This window comes from Paenibacillus sp. AK002 (assembly GCF_053903045.1).
In genome coordinates this window covers 2,897,049-2,915,586 of the sequence record NZ_CP096377.1, presented here as the reverse complement: position 1 = coordinate 2,915,586, position 18,538 = coordinate 2,897,049, and the positions used below count along the sequence as shown (strand labels likewise).

The following is an 18,538-nucleotide window of genomic DNA, read 5'->3' as shown; positions in this document are numbered from 1 at the left end:
GTTATTCTTCGTAGATATTGCCGCCGGCGACACTCATCAACGCTTCCCGATCTTTGATCAGAATGGAACCCTTGCGGCGCACGATCAGTCCTTCACGGCTGAATTTCTGGATCACCCGGTTCAAATGCCGATAACTGGTTCCAAGCAGATTCGCGACATCCGTCAGATGGTATGCGGCCGGGTCGCTCATGACAAACGTGCCCGACTCTTCCTCCGACACGGACAGTAAATAACTGGCCAGTCGCACCTCCACCGGGTGCAGTAAATTAAAACTCAAGAAATTGGATTTGATATAAAACTTCCGCGTGATGATCCGCAGCAAAAATTGAAGCAGCGGCGGAAACTCCTGCCCGTATTTGCGAAGCCAGCGATAATGCACGCCGATCATGTAGACGGGCGACACGGCCTGTACCGTATTGATCATCGGATTTCCCTGAACGTATTCGATGTCTCCGATCACCTCAAGCGGCGTTTTGAATGAAAGAACCAGCGCCTTGCCTTCCGCGGATGTCGTGAAGATTTTAATTTTCCCTTCAACCAGGACGTACAGCATCTCGGCAGGATCGCCTTGCGTACAGATGATGTCGCCGTGGTCAAAATGATATAACACCAAATAAGGTTTTAGCCCATCGGGAAATACGGAATTGATTTGGTTGCTTAACAAAAAATCCTGCATGAGCTCGGCATCATGAATTTCCCTCACATCCCTGTCTCCTTTCCCCATCACCCGTCTAAAGGCCTCTTGTTATCCGCATCATAATTTGATAATCACGACTCCGGCAATCATCATCCCGATCCCGATGAATTGAGGCAAACTCATTCTCTTCTTCGTCACGCCGAACCATCCGTTGCTGTCAATCAGGAACGTCAAGAATAGCTGGGCGATTAATAACGCGGATATCGTTAATGTAACACCGATATTCTGAATCGCCGTCACCTCGCTGAATATGATGGGTGCGCCCAACGCTCCGCCGATCAGATACAGCGGCTTCACTTGCCCGAAGCCTTGCCTGCTGCCGTCCCGGACGAACAGCAGAATGACCAAAGCCATCAAAAACCCGGTCAGCTGCGTGACCGCGGCGGCTTGCCAGGTGCCCATATCCTGGCTGATTCGTGCATTGGCTACACCTTGCAGCGTAATGCAGGCACCCCCAATGAATGCAAATAATATTCCTCTCACGATACAAACTCCTTCATCTATAGATCTGTATACTATTAAAAGTGATCTCACCGGACGCAGGAAAGGACATATGTCCTGAAATGAACGGGATTCCACATCTAGCCTGTCCGAAGACACGAATTTCATTATATACTATCTGTTGGCTTTTCATCGATCATGCAAAATAAAGCTGCCTAAATTTCCTTGGCAGCCTAAATGAGGGTTACGCAGATCCGGCTATCGCGCATTCTTAAGGTATAAAACAGTTATAACCAACATTGCATCTATGACTCTATCCTTCTTTTGTTTTAAAATATAACTATGATTAGTCATTTCTTGACGTTCAATGACCGGAAGGAGCTCCTCTACGCATGCTAGACAGACAAGAACACAACCCTGATGAACAGGGCCGAATTCAATTGCAATCGGATTGCGAACGCTGCTTTGGATTATGCTGCGTCGCTTTGCCTTTCGCTTCCTCTACCGATTTTGCCATCGACAAAGACGGCGGGACCCCTTGCCGCCATCTGCAATCCGACTTCCGATGCGGCGTGCACAACAGTCTGCGGCAGCGCGGCATGCGGGGATGCACCGTTTATGAATGCTTCGGCGCGGGACAAATGGTTTCACAGGTTACCTATAACGGACGCGACTGGCGGCAGGCCCCGGAGACGGCAAAAGAAATGTTCGACGTTTTTCCGATTATGCGACAGCTTCACGAGCTGTTATGGTATCTGAACGAAGCGCTGAGTTTGCAGCCGGCGCATGGCATACATTCTGATCTTAGGTCGTCGCTGGAAGCGACGAGGAGGTTGACCCAGCTTCCAGCCGCATCCCTGTTACGTCTGGATGTGGCAGCTCATCGCGCTGAAGTGAACCAGCTGCTTCTTCGAACCAGTGAGCTTGTGCGGGACGATGCGCGACGGAAGCATAAAGGGCCGCCCGTGCGTCAGAAGATCGGGGGCCGCGGTGCCGATCTCATGGGAGCAAAGCTTAAAGGAGCTGACCTTCGATACGCCAATCTGAGAGGAGCTTACCTCATTGCGGCGGACCTCAGAGGAGCCGATCTGCGGGCCGCGGATTTGATCGGGGCCGATTTCCGGGATGCGGACCTAAGGGGAGCTAATTTAACGAACAGCCTCTTCCTGACTCAATTCCAGGTTAACGCAGCGAAGGGAGACGCAAGCACCCGGCTACCTTCTTCCTTAGCCCGGCCGGCCCATTGGACGTCTTAACGTCCCATGAATAGCAGCATACACAGGATCATTGACCAAGACCTTCGCAAAGGAATCTCCGGCAGCCACTCGCTGCCGGCTTCTTAGTGCTGTCTGAATGTCCGTACCCGACGATCGCGGCCCCTTGATCGTATCCATTAATTCTTGCCGGTCTTCTTCCATGAATCCTTCAACGATACGATCCGGTTAAACACCAGCCTTTGCTCCGTTGCATGCTTGGAATCCAGGCAGAAATAGCCGTGTCTGATAAATTGGTACGTTTGGTTCATGGCCGCTTCCTGCATGGAAGGCTCCAGTATGGCGTCTTTGACCCGAATCAACGAATCCGGGTTCAGCAGATCCGCCCAGATATTATCCGATTCCAGCAACTCGGCTGATTCCTTCAACAATGGATCGTACAAGTGAAGCTCCGCCGGAATCCCATGCTTCGCAGAGACCCAGTGCAGCGTGGATTTCACCTTGCGCCCTTTGAATCCGCTGCCGCTCTTCGTCAGTGGATCATACGTGCAGTGAATTTCCGTGATGTCCCCCGATGCCGGGTCTTTCACGACATGGTCGCATTTGATGAAGTAGGCTCCCTTCAAGCGCACTTCCTTGCCGGGCGATAACCGATGAAATCCGGGATCCGGCTCCTCCATGAAGTCCTCCCGTTCGATATACAGCTCCCGTGAAAAAGGAACCTCCCGCATCCCTAACGCCTCAACATGTTCATGGTTCGGTATGCTCAGCAACTCAGTGCAATCTTCCCGAACATTCGTAATGATCACCTTTAGCGGGTTCATGACGGCCATCGCATTGCGGCACCGATCCTTCAAGTCCTGACGGATGAAATGGTCAAGCATCGCCGAGTCCACCATGCTGTTGCCGCGAATCACACCGAGTTCGTCCAGAAATTGCCGGATTCCCTCGGGAGTCACCCCCCGTCGCCGAAGTCCTTTCAGCGTAGGCAGTCTGGGGTCATCCCATCCGTCCACAAAACCTCCCTCGACGAGTTCCCTCAGGTATCGCTTGCTAGTAACGTATCCGGAGATATTCAATCTGCCAAACTCCCGCTGCTTCGGGGGCTCCGTCACTTCCAGCTCGGCCAGCACCCATTCGTACAGCGGTCGATGGTCTTTAAATTCGGCAGAACACAGCGAATGGGTGATTCCTTCGATCCAATCCTGGATCGGATGGGCAAAATCATACATCGGGTACACGCACCACATGGTTCCCGTACGATAATGCTCGGCATGAATAATCCGGTATAAGACAGGATCTCTCAGGTTCATGTTGGGCGAAGACATATCGATTTTGGCCCGGAGCACTTTCGCGGACGTCGGGAATGCCCCTGCCAGCATTTGTTCGAATAACGATACATTTTCCTCGATGCTGCGCTCTCGAAACGGGCTGTTCATGCCGGCTTCGGTCAGCGTCCCCCGGTATTCCGTCATTTGTTCCGGCGTGAGATCACAGACATAAGCCTTCCCTTTGATGATGAGCTTCCTGGCTGCCTCAGCGATTTGAAACGCATAATCCGATCCGAAATAAACGCCCGGCTTCAGTCCGAGCCACTCGATATCCTCCCGGATCGCATCCACGTATTTCATGTCTTCCTTCAGCGGATTCGTATCGTCGAACCGAAGATTGAATGTCCCGTTAAACCGGCTCGCGATGGCATGGTTAATGTGGATTGCATAAGCGCTGCCGATGTGCAGATAACCGTTGGGCTCTGGCGGGAACCGCGTAGCCACCGGCCTGTGATATACGTTGTTCTCCACATCCTCCTTGATCATCCTGGTCAAAAAATCCGCCGTTTCCGCTCCCCTGTTGTAATCGTTGCTCATACCTGAATCCTCCTTATGTTTTAAATTACTGCCGCCATGCCGTATAAAACAAAAAAATCCCGTCTCCAAGACATAAGTCTTGGGGACGAGATTGGTTTCGCGTTGCCACCCCTGTTCGCCGATATCTCACGATACCAGCCTTATCAGGTACGGCCATCACGCGATCGCTTATACCCTAGCTCTGTAACAGGAGCTCCTGTCGCACCATCCCTTGTTCATAAGTTCCGATGCGCCGCTCGGAGGCTTGGTTCAATGAAGGGCTTCCCGCTCCTTTTCAGCATACCGGAGCTCTCTGCAGGGATTCCTGTTCATCTACTCTTCTCTTCATGGCGTTTATAATTTGATCCATAATATCACCAGAAACTCAAAAAGTAAACCGCTGTACGTCACCTAAAATGAAACGCTCTTGTAAGACGTTCCACAAGATTATATCGGCAGCAGCTTCACCGCAGCCTGTTTGCCGCTGACCTGAATGCCCGTTTCCTTCTTGCCCACCTCGGCAAGATCCTGAACGAGTCGTTCAAGCAGCTTTCGGGCCGCTTCGCCTTCCTTGCCTTGAATGCGTATGACCGGCTGGACGGCTTTGCCCGCTGCCAGCAGCTTATGCATCTGTGAAAGCTTGGTGTCGTAATCATGCTCTTCGATATGTACGGACAGGCGGAATTCCTTGACTTTAATCGTACCACCCGAAACCTGCTGCTTCGCCTTAACCGCCTCCTGCTTCGCCTGGCCGCGGCTTACGAGCTTGCATGGCGGCGGGCTGCTGAACAACGAGGTGCACACCAAATCGGCTTTGTGACGCTTTGCCAGGGCAAGCGCCTCATCCTTGGAGACGACACCCAACTCCTCGCCGTTCAGGCCGGTAAGCTCGACTTCGCGTGCTTTTATCTTTTCGTTCATCATCAACATGGACTGATCCTCCTATTATGTCTGTTAAACCATGGCTTTAATGATAGAATAACATACTCTTCCTATCACTCCGCAGGCACGGACCGGACAAAATACGTTCGGTATTCCAGCTGTTCCGTGATTTCCAGGCAGTTCAACTGCTTGCCGTATACGCATGCTCCATCGATGCCGATTTTGTCCCCATTGCCGCAGAACCAAATATGCTCCGAGTCATGCAAGTTGACGGCCGGGGTATGCCCGAACACTACGGTTTTGTTAATGCCGGTAGGATAATTGTAGAAGGGTTCCCGTATCCAGATGAAATCATGTGGAGGCTGCTGCTTCCAGTCTTCCACGCCCGGATTGATTCCGGCATGCACGAATAGGTGGGTGTCTGTTTCATAATACAGGGGCAGCGTATCGAGAAAGGATAGATGATGCTCATATTCCCGTTTTATGTAGGCCTTGCCTTCATTGTATCTGGAGCGATCCATATCGCCATCCAAAAAATCGGCGCCGCAATAACTTTCAATCGTGTTTCGCGCACCATTGCGAATCCAGCGTGAATTGACTTCGTCCGTATCCAGCAGAATGGCATCCAGCATCATCTGATCATGATTCCCGCGAAGGGTGATGACGCCGGAATCCCGCATTCCCATCACCTGCTCAATCACTTCTTTGCTTTTTGATCCGCGATCCACATAATCCCCAAGCAGGACCAGCTTATCCTGTGCGGGATTATACTGCACTTCAGACAATAATTGATTGAATTCATCGTAGCAGCCATGAATGTCGCTTATCGCTAAGGTTCGAATCGTAATCTCCTCCCTTCCTCTTTGATAGTGCCGCCATAAGTTATGGCAGAACGCACGGTTTTATATTATGAACGTCTATATTATACAAAACTATATTTAGCCATCACATCTCCCCAGGGAGCAAATCCGGCTTCCGTAAACCCGATTTGAGTATATAGTCTTTTTGCACGCTCGTTCCCGGGTTTGTAACACAGCATAACATCATCCGTACGATTCGGCGAATGGCGAATCTCATCAAGAACCAGGCGAATCGCAGGCTTGGCATAATGCATTCCCTGAAATTTGCCGTCGATCATAAATCGGTATATCCAATAGTTGTTATCGTGCGGGTGCAGCCCGTACATAACAAATCCGATCATTTCATCATCATGGAAAATGGCTCTCGTCTCGAAACCCTCCATAAATTGAGCTTCCGCTATGGAATATAGATTAGGGGCAATCCATTTCTCCTGTTCAGGTTTGGGTTTAAGGCGGATGCAATCCTCCCAATTATCTTTATCTATGACATGAAGTGATATCAAATGCAAGACTCCTTCAACATGGTTTATGCCTCTATCCTAATTCAACTCGGGCGATATTTCACGGTAATAAATATGTAAATCCAAACAGGACGCAGCACGTTGTCAGGTACCGTGCAAGATAATGAATGATTATAAGCATTTATTCCATATTCCGTTCACTTCTCAATGGATAAACTAGAAGTAACTTTATTCTACATGGAGGCGATATCTATGCGGCAATGTCACAACGACATCCAACCGAAAGGACTACAAATGATGAAACGAATGAGGGTTACGATATATGAAGAACATATTGAACATTGGAGTTTTGGCCCATGTTGACGCCGGTAAAACTACGTTAACAGAGCAAATTCTTTATAAGACCGGTATTATTGAACAAGCCGGCTCGGTGGACCATGGCAGTACGACCACGGATTCGCTGGACATTGAGCGGAGACGGGGCATTACGATCAAATCCGCCGCGGTATCGTTCATGCTGGGCGATCTGAAGGTCAATCTCATCGATACGCCCGGTCATGCCGACTTCATCTCGGAGGTCGAGCATTCGCTTAGTGTACTGGACGGCGTCATTCTAGTCATTTCCGCCGTTGAAGGCGTACAATCCCAAACCCGCGTGCTCATGCAGACATTGAAGGAACAAAAGATCCCCACCCTATTGTTCATGAACAAAATCGATCGAATGGGCGCCGACTACCGGAAGGTTTATGCGATGATACGCCATCAGCTTGACGAACATATTTGCGAGATGAGCTCGGTCATGAAGGAAGGCGGCGCAGCCGTTCAGGCGGACGCGGCCGATCCCCACCACGCAGGCTGGGTGGAAACTCTGGCATTGTCCAATGACGATCTGCTGAACGATTATGCCCTGGATATTCCGATATCACAAGAGCGGCTGCAGGAGGAATTGCGGAGGCAAACGCGCCAAGGCAAAGCTTATCCCCTATTTGCAGGTTCAGCAGCCAAAGGACTCGGCATTGAACCGCTGCTTCAAGCGCTCGGTGATTTTTTCCCGGTTAACCATTCGTCGATGCTTCAGCATGAACCGTTATCCGGTTTGGTATTCAAAGTGATCAGACGACCGAATGGAGAGCGGAATGTATACCTCCGCCTGTACGCAGGCATCATCCAGTATCGTGATGAAATTCCGGTGATCTATCAGAACGGACAAACCTCGACGCTCAAGGTGAAGCAGCTGCATGCCCTGCGCCAGGGCAAATCCATTCCGGTCCATGGAATCGGCGCAGGCGACATTGCCATTCTCATCGATGGCGAACTCAAGGTGGGCGACGTCATCGGCAGCGTTTCCGGGAGGATGAAGACGGTTCATTTTCAGAAGCCGCCGATTCAAGTCCGGGTTTCGGCCGTTCATTCCGCGGAGAAACATCAGCTGCATGCCGCCTTAAGCGATCTCACCGAAGAGGATCCGTTTCTGCAATATAGCCAGGATACGAAAACAAGCGAGAATGTCATCCATGTATTCGGCAAAGTCCAGCAAGAAATTCTGCTGGAAACGATTCTGCAGCAGTACGGCATCGAAGCCGAATTTTCCGCGCCGCAGGTGATATGTATCGAGAAGCCTTATGGCACGGGCGAAGCCGTTGAATATATAGGCGAGTGTCCTTTTTATGCAACGGTGGGCATCAGGGTCGAACCTGGCGAGTTCGGTACCGGAATTCAGTACAGGCTGGAAGTGGAGCTGGGCTCCCTTCCCTTAGCTTTTCAGAAAGCAATCAAAGACACGGTATTCGAGGTGCTTCAGGAAGGTTTGTACGGATGGGCCGTGACCGATACGATCGTAACGCTGACGCATACCGGTTACGCAAGCCCGGTTTCGACGGCAAAGGACTTTCGAAGCTTGACTCCTCTAGTCCTCATGGCTGCACTCGACCAAGCAGGGACGGAAGTATACGAGCCCATGAACGTGATTCAATTCATTCTGCCGGAAAACAGCTTAAGCAAAGTACTTTCCAAATTAGCCGCGCTGGACGGCACTTATCAGGAACCTGCGTTCCATAACGGTAGCGTCCACGTTCACGGCACCATTCCGGTACGGACTACCGACTTGCTGAAAGCCGAGGTTCATTCCCTTACGAGCGGTGAAGGCATGCTCACCGTTAAACCAGGCGGTTATACGAAGGTGCAAGCTCCCTTCCCAGTGAATACACGTCGGCAAGTCAACCCGCTGAACCGTGGTGAATATATGCTTCACTTAAACAAGATCATGTAAGAACACTGGCGGACATGCGGCTTCATCGAATTGCAAGTTGGTAGGTTATTCAGCTTGTTTCGCGCTAGGCGACTCATGCACACAGGATGTAAAGACAGGTAGCGGTGTCGAGAGAGAATCTCGCCCGCTATTTTTCTTCTTCCCGCACAAAAAAAGCCTCCGCATGTCCGCTATAAGCGATTAAAGCGAGGGAAACGAACCGAACGCCGTAGCATATGGATTATGTTCGCCATAGCGGAACGCGTAACGTTTTCTATTGATTCTGCGGCCTGCCGTGCATAACAACCCAAGCACGAGCCTTTCATCGTGAATAAGATGGATGCATAACCGATGTTCCATTATGAACCTTCAGGAGGCAAGAGGCCTATGCATGCCATAATCGGGATTATTTCCATCATGCTCACGATAAGCATCCTCCGCCGCAAATCTCGGAGAAACAATCGATAGCCTACGATAGGCTGATATTCGATTGGGGCTGCCTATCTACGGTTGATATATACAACAAATTACGGCCGGCGCATCGCCGGCATTTTTTTGCGTTTTACCGGAATCTATCTTTCTTAGTTCGGCGCAACATTTTTTGCCCCTTGTCACATATTAAGCGACAGGAAAAAACGTTGCTCTAGACCCACCCATGCGTGGATTGGTATTATAGTCAGGTACTATTTTTAGGGGTGTGCGGAAGGAGTCGGCCAGACGTGGAAGAACAACGTTACAAGGATCTAAAATTAGGTGAAAAAGGTGCGATTATCAGCATCATTGCTTATATCTGTCTATCTGCAATCAAGCTATTGATAGGTTACTCGGCGAACTCCGAAGCTCTGCGTGCCGACGGATTAAATAATGCTACCGACATCGTGGCATCCATTGCCGTATTGATCGGACTACGATTATCGCAAAAACCTGCGGACCGGGATCATCCTTACGGACACTGGAAAGCGGAAACGGTAGCATCCTTGATCGCCTCTTTCATCATGATGGCCGTCGGGATCCAGGTGTTGTTCGGGGCCGCATCTTCCATGTTTGAAGGTACCCACGAATCGCCTGATCTCATATCCGCCTGGACCGGTATCGGCTGCGCGTTGGTCATGTACTGCGTTTACCGCTATAACAAGCGTCTTGCCAGCCAAATTAACAGCCAAGCCGTAATGGCGGCCGCGAAGGATAATCTCTCGGACGCTTGGGTCAGCATCGGCACGGTTGTCGGCATCATCGGGGCCCAATTTCAGCTTCCCTGGCTCGACCCGCTGACGGCCATAGTGGTAGGTTTTCTGATATGCAAAACCGCTTGGGATATATTCCGTGATGCCTCTCATCATTTAACCGACGGATTCGATGAGAACATTATCAAAGGCTACAAAGAAACCGTGAAACAAGTGGTTGGCGTCAAAGGGGTCAAAGACATTCGGGCAAGAAATTACGGCAGCAACACGGTGGTCGACATCGTCATTCTGGTCAGATCCAATCTGGACATTCGGGTTGCCCATGATATTTCGGACCAGGTGGAGCATGAATTAAAAGAAACGCACGGCGTTTACGACGTCCATGTTCATATTGAACCGAGTTAAACTCCTGATTCCAAAGTGTCAAAACAACGACGAAGGTCCGGCCGCTTTCTCATTGGCCGGACCTTTCATCAATTCTGTGCTTCGATCGATTTTAAAAGTGCGCTTCAATTCCTCCATTGTTTCATAGCGGTTCAGGTCAACGCCTATGATGTTAGATGGGCTTCCTGGATCACCTTCAAGATTTATTTACCTTGTCTTCTCCAAAATAAAACCCTTTAAGTTGTTGATCAAAGAAATCCCTTAAGTTTTCTTGATCGATTGTATAAATCATTTGCCTAGTCCATATATCTGTTCTTGTTATATAAATCTTTTCAAGATCATATTGGATTCTTATTTCTCTTCCGGGCTTTAATTTAAAAACAATCCCTGCACTAATGCTGGTGTTTGCTGGTATTTGTTTCAACGCTACACGATCTGATTCAGGTACAGAATTAATCCAATTTACAATATTATTAATTTCATCCTGATTTAATTCAACGTCTATCCAATCGATATATGCACCTGATCCTTTTCTGGTGTATAGTGCTTTGGACATCTCCGTGCTGGAGATTTGTTTTACCTGAATTTCTTTATTTAAGTTTGACTTACTCATGAAACCATTCATATCACCCAGAACAAAATATAATGTCCCTATAACGAGTATGAGGATCATAAGTGTTCTTCTATTTTTTAGATTGGTTATAATTGCACTCTCCCCCCATGGATAATAAAGTTGGTGTGTTCACGTCCCACCGCTTTAAGCAAACGATAGCCTTCTTCAAATTAGTATTCAACTTACTATGTCTCTTCTAATGTTTCTTATATTGGGTTCAATTTGATCAAATCGATTCAAACAGTGGTTTCGAATCATGTCTAAGTCATTAATACTTTGAGACTCATCTTTATTTCTAATTAGAATATTCATAATCCAGTTAGATAGATTACGAAGATGTGCACGATAAGAGTAAAAGCGAATCAAGTCCAGATTAATCTGAAATTTTCGATCCAACTGTTTAATATAGGAAGATATAAAGATGTCGAAACTCGAACCAATATAGCCAAATAAATTATACTCGGGTGGTGCTAAGATCACCGATTCCCAGTCTAAAAAGAACAACTGAGTATTGTGATATATGATATTCCCACCCCACATATCACCGTGACACAAAACAAGTTGGCTAGAATTGATGTAAACTGAATTCCGGATTTCTCTAACTACGTTCATGGAAGAAAGAATTTGTTCTTTCTTTAATAAAACAAGCTCTCGCAGTGATTGATTTAAGCAATTGTTTCGATTTGATTTCTCAAGGATCGAAATACATCTCAAAAGATCAGATTCGAAAGTGATATCAAATGATTCCTTTGGTAATAAAGTCTGATTCACTTGCGAAGTAATCTGTTCTAATGTAGCCACGGACTTTGCAATTCCTACAAGAATCTCATCTGAGAAAGGATATGCCTCAGCCAAGGTCTCTCCAACTATAAAATTAAATAAAACTATAGTGATGTCTTGTAATTTAGTAAATAAACTCCCAAAGCAATTCTTTATTGGATGAGTAATGTTTATAAACAACCCTTGATGATAAAGGTCCCAAGTCAAAGGCAGGTAATAATTTAGTCGTCGTATTCCCTCTCTTTGTCTATCATTATGATGATCAAATAACTTCAAGTAATATTGTTGTTCGTCAATACAATTTACTTTATAGGAATACGCCGAATCCCCGACCGGAATAAATTCAATATCCTTAATAAGAATTCCGTAGTTATTTTGTATGAATAAAATAAGCTGTTTATCTTCGATTTTGAACTTACTTATCAAAAGTCTCACCACCATATGATGAGGAATTGTGGTTCAGGCCAGCCCGTGTCTCGTCAGAGTATAGCAATAACGCAAATGCCAGCTGCAAAGCTTCTCCACCATGTTTCACGCCTCCCGAAAGCCTCCCGTCTTGTCCTCTCTTCCGATCAACTATGAACGGGGCGGGAAGGGCATACCATAAAGAAAGGCCGGAAGCCGTTTTGTCAACACAGCTTCCGTCCCGATCTTCCGGACGACTAACTCAAATACCGATTTCGGATGACCCCCATGTGATGAAGTTCGTGTCCCGCGATGACGTACGCGAGGGCGCGCGCCGTAATGCTTACGTTGTTGGCTGTGCCCTTGCGGGACCACGCCTCCGCTGGCAACCCGCGTAAGAGTGTGATCGTCGATTGCCGTACCGCCCGGTAGTCTTCAGCCAACTGCGCGGTTGTCCAGCTTCCGAAAGGAGGCATGAACACTTCCTGGTCGAATCCGGGCAGAGGCGTCTGGTCCCCTCTTGCGAACCGGAGAAGACGGTAGGTCATGACGCGTTCCCCGTCCGCGATGTGCCCCACGACTTCTTTCAGCGTCCATTTTCCTTCTGCATACCGATATGCGCCCTGGCTTTCGCTCAACGATGCCAGCAATTCGGTCATTTGCTTTTCCTGGGCGAGCAGAATGTCGATGATGTTGCCTTCCGGCACCAACCGGATATACTCGCCGAAGCCCCCGGTGTATTCTACTTCTGACGGTCTTTGGTTCATGCGTGGTCCCCTCTCTATGGAGATATGGAAAATTATAGCGCTCCTCTTAAGATAATTCCGTCCATTTCACACTCGAGTTGCATCCATTAGATGAACTTAATTTTTACTCTAGAAATGTATATTTCCGTAACTGACGTTTATTAAAACGTCAGTTACTTAATTGTTACCGAGTTGTTCCGCCAAACCGACTAGAATTCCTTCGGTTCCACGAATGTAGCAGAGCCTATAAGAGTCCTCATACTGAACGACTTCGCCAACGAGCTGAGCACCATGCTTAGTGAGTCTGGATACCATTTCGTCAATGTCTTGCACGGTGAACATAACGCGTAGATAACCGAGGGCGTTTACAGGAGCAGTCCGGTGATCTGATATAGTAGGTGGGGTTAGAAATCGGGAAAGCTCAAGTCGGCTGTGACCATCGGGGGTAACCATCATAGCAATTTCGACGCACTGAGAACCCAGTCCGGTTACGCGACCTGCCCATTCACCTTCGACCGTGGCTCGCCCTTCGAGCTTCAAGCCGATCTCCTCGAAAAAAGAGATTGCGTCATCAAGGGATTCTACGACGATGCCCACATTGTCCATTCTTAGTAATTTGTTGTTTGCCATTGCCTTATCTCCTTATGTGTACAAATTTATTTACAGGAATAAGTGAATTGGGTTTTCGGGTATGTCATATAACGTTAATGTATATACGAACCCGAGAGGCTTATGGGGAACAACGACCGGTTCAACGAACATAGCCTCGCAGGGTTGTGAGCTGGTATGGCTTCTCTGCCTACAACTTCTCGCGAATTAAGGTCCGAACGGCCCGGATCGTAGATACGATGTTATCTGACGGCGTTGCCATCATGGAATAACTTACAATATCAGTCTATATGTCTGTTCAACAATGGTTTTCTAACTCAATTAGTTCTTTGATACATCTTTTCAAGTATGGTATTATATATCTAATAAAGACCAAGTGCGCTAACACTTGGTCCATGCAATTGGCTTGAATGGGTAATCCCTTCTTAGTCATTTACGATCGGAAACCCACCTTCGGCGGTCAACCTTAGGGTGGGTTTTTACTTTCTCTTGTTGTTATTAATGTAAGTTAAAAGTGCAAGAAAGAATGATCCAAATAGGAACATAATCGTTAGTGCATCTTTCACTTCCATGGCTTCACCTCCTTTCGAAGGGAAACCATGACCACCCAAGATTTAATTGTAGTTATATTTTACCTTTATTTACATGTGCGTACAAGCGTTCTTATGATGACTTTTGATTTTTCGATTCTAAATATGGTTTTAATACAATTGTCGGCCCTTTCAGATACCGTTGTTGTATTCACGAGCCCGAGAGGTAAAAGGTCGAGCTAGCGACCGGGTGGCTCCGCAACTTAGCCTCGCAGGGTTATCTGCCTGACTTAACTTCTCCGATTACGGAGCCGCAAGTGTGTGCCAGCGTGAAGATGGTGTTATGTGATGCCAAAGTTCTCTTCGATCCATCCACAAATTAATCTATTCTTTCCAAAGTCTTGTTACTTCTTCTAATACTAGGTCTTTAAATTTTAATTTATAGATGTCTGGTTTCTTTGTTTGATTCATGAAATCCAATCCGTAATTCGAATTAAAATAATTCATCATCAATGTCATTACATTCCCGTGTGTTCCAATAGCAACTTTCTTTCCCTTGTGTTCTTCTAAGATATTTTTCAACACTACAACTGATCTATTTTGGCAAACAGTGTTAGACTCTCCTCCTGGCAATGCATAGGCAGGGTCATCAAACATCTTCTTCATAGCGGGCATAAATTCTTCATTAGTAATAATATAGTCTGAAAAGTGCCTTTCCCTAAGATCCTCAAATATCTGAATATCTATTTCTAACTCTTTGGCCAACCCCTCCAATGTTAGAATTGCTCGAGCATAAGGACTTGATATAATCATGTTTATTCCTTCATCCTTTAATATTTCAGTTATTTTTTCTGCGTTCATCTTTCCCTCTAGGGTAAGCCCCCTAGTTCTTTCATTTCCTTCTGTATATGGTGACTCGGCATGCCTAACCATATAAATAATGGTCTTCATAAAACCCTCCCTGAACGTTCCCGTATCCACGTTGTCCAACCGACCAACGGGAGCGGCCGCGATGCGGTTAGTTGGTGCGGATGTGTCCGCTGAATTTGCTTCCCTGCCAATCGCTTCTCGCGGACCGAGGAGCTGTCAGGCTCGATGCGTGGATATGATGTTAGGTGATGTCCCCCGCTTCATGGATTAACTTTCAACAGTTCTTTATCTGTTCCGTTATATACGATCCTTCTTGAAAAATTAAACAATTCAACTGCAATCCATATGCACATCCGCCATCAATTCCTATCTTGTCTTTACTAAACCAAATATCTGATGTGCCATGGATATCAATAGTTCTTGTATGTCCAAAAATAACTCTTTTGTTTAAATCCTCAAAACTGTGTTGAATGAATTCATCCTTAATATACATAAAATCATATTCTGGCTGGTTCTTCCAATCTATAAAATTGGGATTCAATCCCGCATGAACATAAATGTGATCATGATCTTCGTGATATAAAGGTAATTCACTTAAAAAGTCTATGTGGTGACCAAAAAAAGTCTTAATTGTATCCTTCGCCTGGTTCAATATCTCATCAGAGATTTCGTTATTCATGTTATTAATATCACAATAACTTTGGAGGGTTTGTATTCCCCCATGTTCAATAAATTTAGATCGAATCAATGCACTATCATTATTTATTAAATCAACCAATCGTTGGTCATGATTGCCTCGTAAAGCAATGGCATTATGCATACTTACTAATTCGATTACTTTTTCAACTACTGCTTTACTATTAGGCCCTCTATCTACATAATCACCAAGCAAAATCAACTGATCATCTTTCGAATTATATTTAATAAGATGCAACATCTGATTTAATTGATCGATACATCCATGTATATCGCTAATCATAATTGTTCGCTTCATAGAATCTCCTAACTATAAATGTTTTTAAGCTCTTGGCGGATTTCTATCGTTCCTGTATTCACGACGTCCATCTCCCTTAGATAGCTCTTATCTTAGGGAGATGGATGTGTCCGCCTGACTCCCCTCCCTTGCTCATCGCTCCCGGTGGATCAAGGTTAGGCAACTGCCAACCCGTAGCGTGAATATTATGTTATGGGATTCGAGAAGGGCAGCTGGAACCCAGTTTTCATACAGACCCGTTCAATCTCCTCAACGGGAAACGATGTATTTCTGTTATTCGTAACGAGATTGGTGTAAAAATCATTGATCACTACAGCTATAGGAGCGTACCGCATTATAATCTCCGCTGCAGAATCCATCACTTCTAGGAATTCGTTATCCTCGGCACAACGACGTATAAATTCGATTCGTTCAGAACGGTTCATCCTACCAGTCATTGCTGCTACAAGCCAGTTCACTATTTGTGTTGCCACATAACATCCATCATGAGTCTTGTTCAATTCAAAAAACTCCAATTCGGAATCTGACAGTTCAAATCGAGAAGACGTTGCAAGTCCGAAGTCCGAAATATACACACGGTGACCGTCGGTTAAAACATTGTTAAAGTGAACGTCGAAATGTAGTAATCCGTTCGCATTCATAAAGGAGACCGTTGACAGCAAGTTTGAGTCCAACAAGGCAAACGCTGAATTGGCTGCATTCTCACCAATAGCGACCTGTTCGGTAAGCCAGTTATGCAGGTTGTAAGGTACGTACTCACAGAACAGTACAACATTGTAGTTGGATTGCTCAAGGGCCTCAATACGATCCCGTATATTTGAAGTCCCCCAAAACTCAACCATTTTGGAAACATCGCTAAGTTCCTCAGAGATTGGATTACGCCGTTCTGGGCTTTTTAACACCCGCCAGTGATACATTAGGGGAAAGTTCTCACACTGTCTCGCCAGAACCCAGTTGGTGGTCATTGTATGGGCAGCGACCTCACGCCACACTCCAGCACCTGGTGAACCTACCCCATAGTGGCAATACGGAGGAAGATTGAACACGTTTCGAGTAGACATATAATTTTCGGAGTGGCTTTCTAGTTCCGTAAGCGGAACCATTTTCACGAACACGGGTGTATCATCAATTTGTAAGAAAGCCGTTGTACCGCCAATACCCGTATTTAGAACCGTAGCTTTCTCCACTCGCTTGCTAAGCTGCTCATCACTTACCAGACTTAAGGCAGTAGACACGGCGGCATAGCGGGCAAGTCGAATGTCGTGTGTCGAATGCTCGTTCGTTGATAATTTCATAGGGGATAGCATCCTTTCGCTCTGTTGTTCTGGTTAATGCATTTTTTACTATTAATCTAACAATTATCATCTCTCTGTTCTGTCGTATAACGTTCTTGTATTCACGACGTCGAGAGGCTTAAAGTGCGTATCTGGAGAGGCGTAGCCTCCAACCAAATCGGCTGCGCGTAGCGCAGTTAACCTCGCATATGTGTCCGCCGAATTCTCTCCCCTGCCAATCTCATCCCGCAGGCCGAGGAGCCGTCTGGCTCCGAAGCGTGGATATGATTATCCCCTTTAGTAAATCCGCAACTCTCATAAAAGCTATGGGTTCCTTACATTCTAGAACTTGTCATTAACATCACTTTGTAACACTCATTCTCCCTAGCAATTTCGACTGCTTTTTGAAGTACTAATTTCCCGTAACCGTTTTTTCTATAATCAGAATGTGTAACAACATTCTCAATCAAGCCATATGGTCTTGCGCCCCTAGTTAGATTCCTAATAAGAACTAAAACGCATGAAGAGACAAGCTTCCCCTCATGCTCTACAACAATAATCTTCATCAGCTTGTCATTCATTATCTCTCGCCAATGATCTTGTATTTCGTATATATTCAGTTCTGGATCATCTGTATTTAAATGCTTATATAGCAAAAGTAGTTGTTCTAATTCATTCCAATGAATGTATCTGACAGACACATTGGGCATGATGATTCCCTCGCTCTTAGGTTTTTATCAGGTTTCTGCGGTTGATATAACGTTATTGCATTCACAACAACCAGAACCTTATGGCCCTTAGGGCTGGGTAGCATGCCACTTAGGTTCGCTGATGTGTCCGCCTGATTCCGCTTCCCTGCTCCCCACTTCGGGGTGAGCTTTAGCCGTGTTGCGGTAATACCGTGTTATCTATTATCCAAACCTTTTTCGAGTTCACTTGCATAATCGTCTTTAATTATTGAAAACAATTTTACATCCTGAAATGCACCCTTTGCCCAGATATGCCTTCTCAATACCCCCTCAAATCGCATTCCAGTCTTCTCCATTACTCTGGCGGATCCGATATTATCCAGATGGCATCTTGCTTCAATTCGAACTAACCCTAATTCATTGAATCCAAACTCTAAAATTCTTCTAATTACCTCGGACATGTATCCTTGATTCCAATATTCATTTGACAATACATAACCAAGCTCTGCTCTTTTATTTCGATTATCCCAACTCACAAAACTACAACTACCAATTAGTTTCTTGGCTTGTTTGTGCTCAATCCCCCAAGGTCCTACTTTCTGTGTGTCATAACGGTTTAACACAAATTCAATAAATGCTTTTGTATCATCAAGTGACTGATGAGTGTCCCAAACGGTATATCTCGATACCATAGGAAATCTACAATAACCATACATATCATCCTGATCCGAGTAACTTATCTTTCTTAATCTTGTTCGCTCAGTTTCAAGAACAGGGAACTCCTGAAAATGATCTTCAATTTGCGTCATT

Annotated in this window: 19 protein-coding genes and 1 other annotated feature; of the genes, 3 read left to right on the top strand and 16 right to left on the bottom strand. The window is 46.3% G+C overall.

Annotated elements, in window-relative coordinates:
• Position 1: 1 nt before the first annotated feature.
• On the bottom strand, positions 2 to 703 hold the full coding sequence (locus M1D70_RS13080; protein ID WP_009593540.1) for a Crp/Fnr family transcriptional regulator: 702 nt from the start codon (positions 701 to 703) through the stop codon (positions 2 to 4).
• 51 nt (positions 704 to 754) lie between these two features.
• A complete protein-coding gene (locus M1D70_RS13075) occupies positions 755 to 1,180 on the bottom strand; it encodes a DMT family transporter (protein ID WP_456290055.1) in 426 nt (141 codons plus the stop codon).
• A 350-nt stretch (positions 1,181 to 1,530) separates the two neighbouring features.
• On the opposite strand from M1D70_RS13075, the gene M1D70_RS13070 reads away from it, so the two are divergent.
• The gene (locus M1D70_RS13070; RefSeq protein WP_009593496.1) at positions 1,531 to 2,394 is read left to right on the top strand and encodes a pentapeptide repeat-containing protein; all 864 of its coding nucleotides are present in this window, start codon (positions 1,531 to 1,533) and stop codon (positions 2,392 to 2,394) included.
• Between the two features lie 137 nt (positions 2,395 to 2,531).
• On the opposite strand, the gene M1D70_RS13065 is transcribed toward M1D70_RS13070, so the two are convergent.
• The 4 genes from M1D70_RS13065 to M1D70_RS13050 all read right to left on the bottom strand — a co-directional run bounded on the left by M1D70_RS13065 (position 2,532) and on the right by M1D70_RS13050 (position 6,444).
• Positions 2,532 to 4,220, bottom strand: a complete 1,689-nt coding sequence (locus tag M1D70_RS13065; protein WP_456290054.1) for a glutamine--tRNA ligase/YqeY domain fusion protein — start codon at positions 4,218 to 4,220, stop codon at positions 2,532 to 2,534.
• A gap of 78 nt (positions 4,221 to 4,298) precedes the next feature.
• Positions 4,299 to 4,557 (bottom strand) — a binding site (T-box leader).
• Positions 4,558 to 4,646: 89 nt separating this feature from the next.
• Positions 4,647 to 5,129 (bottom strand): translation initiation factor IF-3, encoded by a 483-nt coding sequence (gene infC, locus M1D70_RS13060; RefSeq protein ID WP_456290053.1) that lies wholly within the window; start codon positions 5,127 to 5,129, stop codon positions 4,647 to 4,649.
• A gap of 65 nt (positions 5,130 to 5,194) precedes the next feature.
• Entirely contained in the window at positions 5,195 to 5,866 is a 672-nt protein-coding gene (locus M1D70_RS13055; RefSeq protein WP_456290052.1) for a metallophosphoesterase family protein, read from the bottom strand.
• 137 nt (positions 5,867 to 6,003) lie between these two features.
• On the bottom strand, positions 6,004 to 6,444 hold the full coding sequence (locus tag M1D70_RS13050; RefSeq protein WP_456290051.1) for a GNAT family N-acetyltransferase: 441 nt from the start codon (positions 6,442 to 6,444) through the stop codon (positions 6,004 to 6,006).
• Between the two features lie 280 nt (positions 6,445 to 6,724).
• Here M1D70_RS13050 and M1D70_RS13045 point away from each other — a divergent pair, with 280 nt between their 5' ends.
• Positions 6,725 to 8,671, top strand: coding sequence for a GTP-binding protein (locus tag M1D70_RS13045; protein WP_456290050.1), 1,947 nt, complete (start codon positions 6,725 to 6,727; stop codon positions 8,669 to 8,671).
• Positions 8,672 to 9,369: 698 nt separating this feature from the next.
• Positions 9,370 to 10,239, top strand: coding sequence for a cation diffusion facilitator family transporter (locus M1D70_RS13040; RefSeq protein ID WP_277748692.1), 870 nt, complete (start codon positions 9,370 to 9,372; stop codon positions 10,237 to 10,239).
• Between the two features lie 175 nt (positions 10,240 to 10,414).
• Here M1D70_RS13040 and M1D70_RS13035 read toward each other — a convergent pair whose 3' ends face one another.
• The 10 genes from M1D70_RS13035 to M1D70_RS12990 all read right to left on the bottom strand — a co-directional run bounded on the left by M1D70_RS13035 (position 10,415) and on the right by M1D70_RS12990 (position 18,537).
• A complete protein-coding gene (locus M1D70_RS13035) occupies positions 10,415 to 10,831 on the bottom strand; it encodes a hypothetical protein (RefSeq protein ID WP_456290049.1) in 417 nt (138 codons plus the stop codon).
• Positions 10,832 to 11,008: 177 nt separating this feature from the next.
• Positions 11,009 to 12,052 carry a phosphotransferase gene (locus M1D70_RS13030; protein WP_456290048.1) on the bottom strand — a complete coding sequence of 348 codons (1,044 nt, stop codon included), beginning with the start codon at positions 12,050 to 12,052 and terminating at the stop codon, positions 11,009 to 11,011.
• Between the two features lie 221 nt (positions 12,053 to 12,273).
• The gene (locus M1D70_RS13025) at positions 12,274 to 12,783 is read right to left on the bottom strand and encodes a DinB family protein (protein ID WP_009593511.1); all 510 of its coding nucleotides are present in this window, start codon (positions 12,781 to 12,783) and stop codon (positions 12,274 to 12,276) included.
• A 156-nt stretch (positions 12,784 to 12,939) separates the two neighbouring features.
• Positions 12,940 to 13,392, bottom strand: a complete 453-nt coding sequence (locus M1D70_RS13020) for a VOC family protein (RefSeq protein ID WP_036672857.1) — start codon at positions 13,390 to 13,392, stop codon at positions 12,940 to 12,942.
• A 458-nt stretch (positions 13,393 to 13,850) separates the two neighbouring features.
• The gene (gene comI, locus M1D70_RS13015; RefSeq protein ID WP_254664083.1) at positions 13,851 to 13,943 is read right to left on the bottom strand and encodes a competence inhibitor ComI; all 93 of its coding nucleotides are present in this window, start codon (positions 13,941 to 13,943) and stop codon (positions 13,851 to 13,853) included.
• 342 nt (positions 13,944 to 14,285) lie between these two features.
• On the bottom strand, positions 14,286 to 14,852 hold the full coding sequence (locus M1D70_RS13010) for a histidine phosphatase family protein (RefSeq protein WP_456290047.1): 567 nt from the start codon (positions 14,850 to 14,852) through the stop codon (positions 14,286 to 14,288).
• A 193-nt stretch (positions 14,853 to 15,045) separates the two neighbouring features.
• The gene (locus M1D70_RS13005) at positions 15,046 to 15,765 is read right to left on the bottom strand and encodes a metallophosphoesterase family protein (protein ID WP_456290046.1); all 720 of its coding nucleotides are present in this window, start codon (positions 15,763 to 15,765) and stop codon (positions 15,046 to 15,048) included.
• A gap of 185 nt (positions 15,766 to 15,950) precedes the next feature.
• Positions 15,951 to 17,060 (bottom strand): protein kinase domain-containing protein, encoded by a 1,110-nt coding sequence (locus M1D70_RS13000; protein ID WP_456290045.1) that lies wholly within the window; start codon positions 17,058 to 17,060, stop codon positions 15,951 to 15,953.
• Between the two features lie 314 nt (positions 17,061 to 17,374).
• On the bottom strand, positions 17,375 to 17,749 hold the full coding sequence (locus tag M1D70_RS12995; RefSeq protein WP_456290044.1) for a GNAT family N-acetyltransferase: 375 nt from the start codon (positions 17,747 to 17,749) through the stop codon (positions 17,375 to 17,377).
• Between the two features lie 194 nt (positions 17,750 to 17,943).
• Positions 17,944 to 18,537: a GNAT family N-acetyltransferase gene (locus M1D70_RS12990; protein WP_433939448.1), complete on the bottom strand. Its 594-nt coding sequence runs from the start codon at positions 18,535 to 18,537 to the stop codon at positions 17,944 to 17,946.
• Position 18,538: the final 1 nt, after the last annotated feature.

Bases quoted from the DNA above. Each gene is read 5' to 3' on its own strand.
- M1D70_RS13070 (WP_009593496.1), top strand. From the start codon at position 1,531: ATGCTAGACAGACAAGAACACAACCCTGATGAACAGGGCCGAATTCAA.
- M1D70_RS13065 (WP_456290054.1), bottom strand. From the start codon at position 4,220: ATGAGCAACGATTACAACAGGGGAGCGGAAACGGCGGATTTTTTGACC.
- infC (WP_456290053.1), bottom strand. From the start codon at position 5,129: ATGTTGATGATGAACGAAAAGATAAAAGCACGCGAAGTCGAGCTTACC.
- M1D70_RS13045 (WP_456290050.1), top strand. From the start codon at position 6,725: ATGAAGAACATATTGAACATTGGAGTTTTGGCCCATGTTGACGCCGGT.
- M1D70_RS13035 (WP_456290049.1), bottom strand. From the start codon at position 10,831: ATGAGTAAGTCAAACTTAAATAAAGAAATTCAGGTAAAACAAATCTCC.
- M1D70_RS13030 (WP_456290048.1), bottom strand. From the start codon at position 12,052: ATGGTGGTGAGACTTTTGATAAGTAAGTTCAAAATCGAAGATAAACAG.
- M1D70_RS13025 (WP_009593511.1), bottom strand. From the start codon at position 12,783: ATGAACCAAAGACCGTCAGAAGTAGAATACACCGGGGGCTTCGGCGAG.
- M1D70_RS13020 (WP_036672857.1), bottom strand. From the start codon at position 13,392: ATGGCAAACAACAAATTACTAAGAATGGACAATGTGGGCATCGTCGTA.
- comI (WP_254664083.1), bottom strand. From the start codon at position 13,943: ATGGAAGTGAAAGATGCACTAACGATTATGTTCCTATTTGGATCATTC.
- M1D70_RS13010 (WP_456290047.1), bottom strand. From the start codon at position 14,852: ATGAAGACCATTATTTATATGGTTAGGCATGCCGAGTCACCATATACA.
- M1D70_RS13005 (WP_456290046.1), bottom strand. From the start codon at position 15,765: ATGAAGCGAACAATTATGATTAGCGATATACATGGATGTATCGATCAA.
- M1D70_RS13000 (WP_456290045.1), bottom strand. From the start codon at position 17,060: ATGAAATTATCAACGAACGAGCATTCGACACACGACATTCGACTTGCC.
- M1D70_RS12995 (WP_456290044.1), bottom strand. From the start codon at position 17,749: ATGCCCAATGTGTCTGTCAGATACATTCATTGGAATGAATTAGAACAA.
- M1D70_RS12990 (WP_433939448.1), bottom strand. From the start codon at position 18,537: ATGACGCAAATTGAAGATCATTTTCAGGAGTTCCCTGTTCTTGAAACT.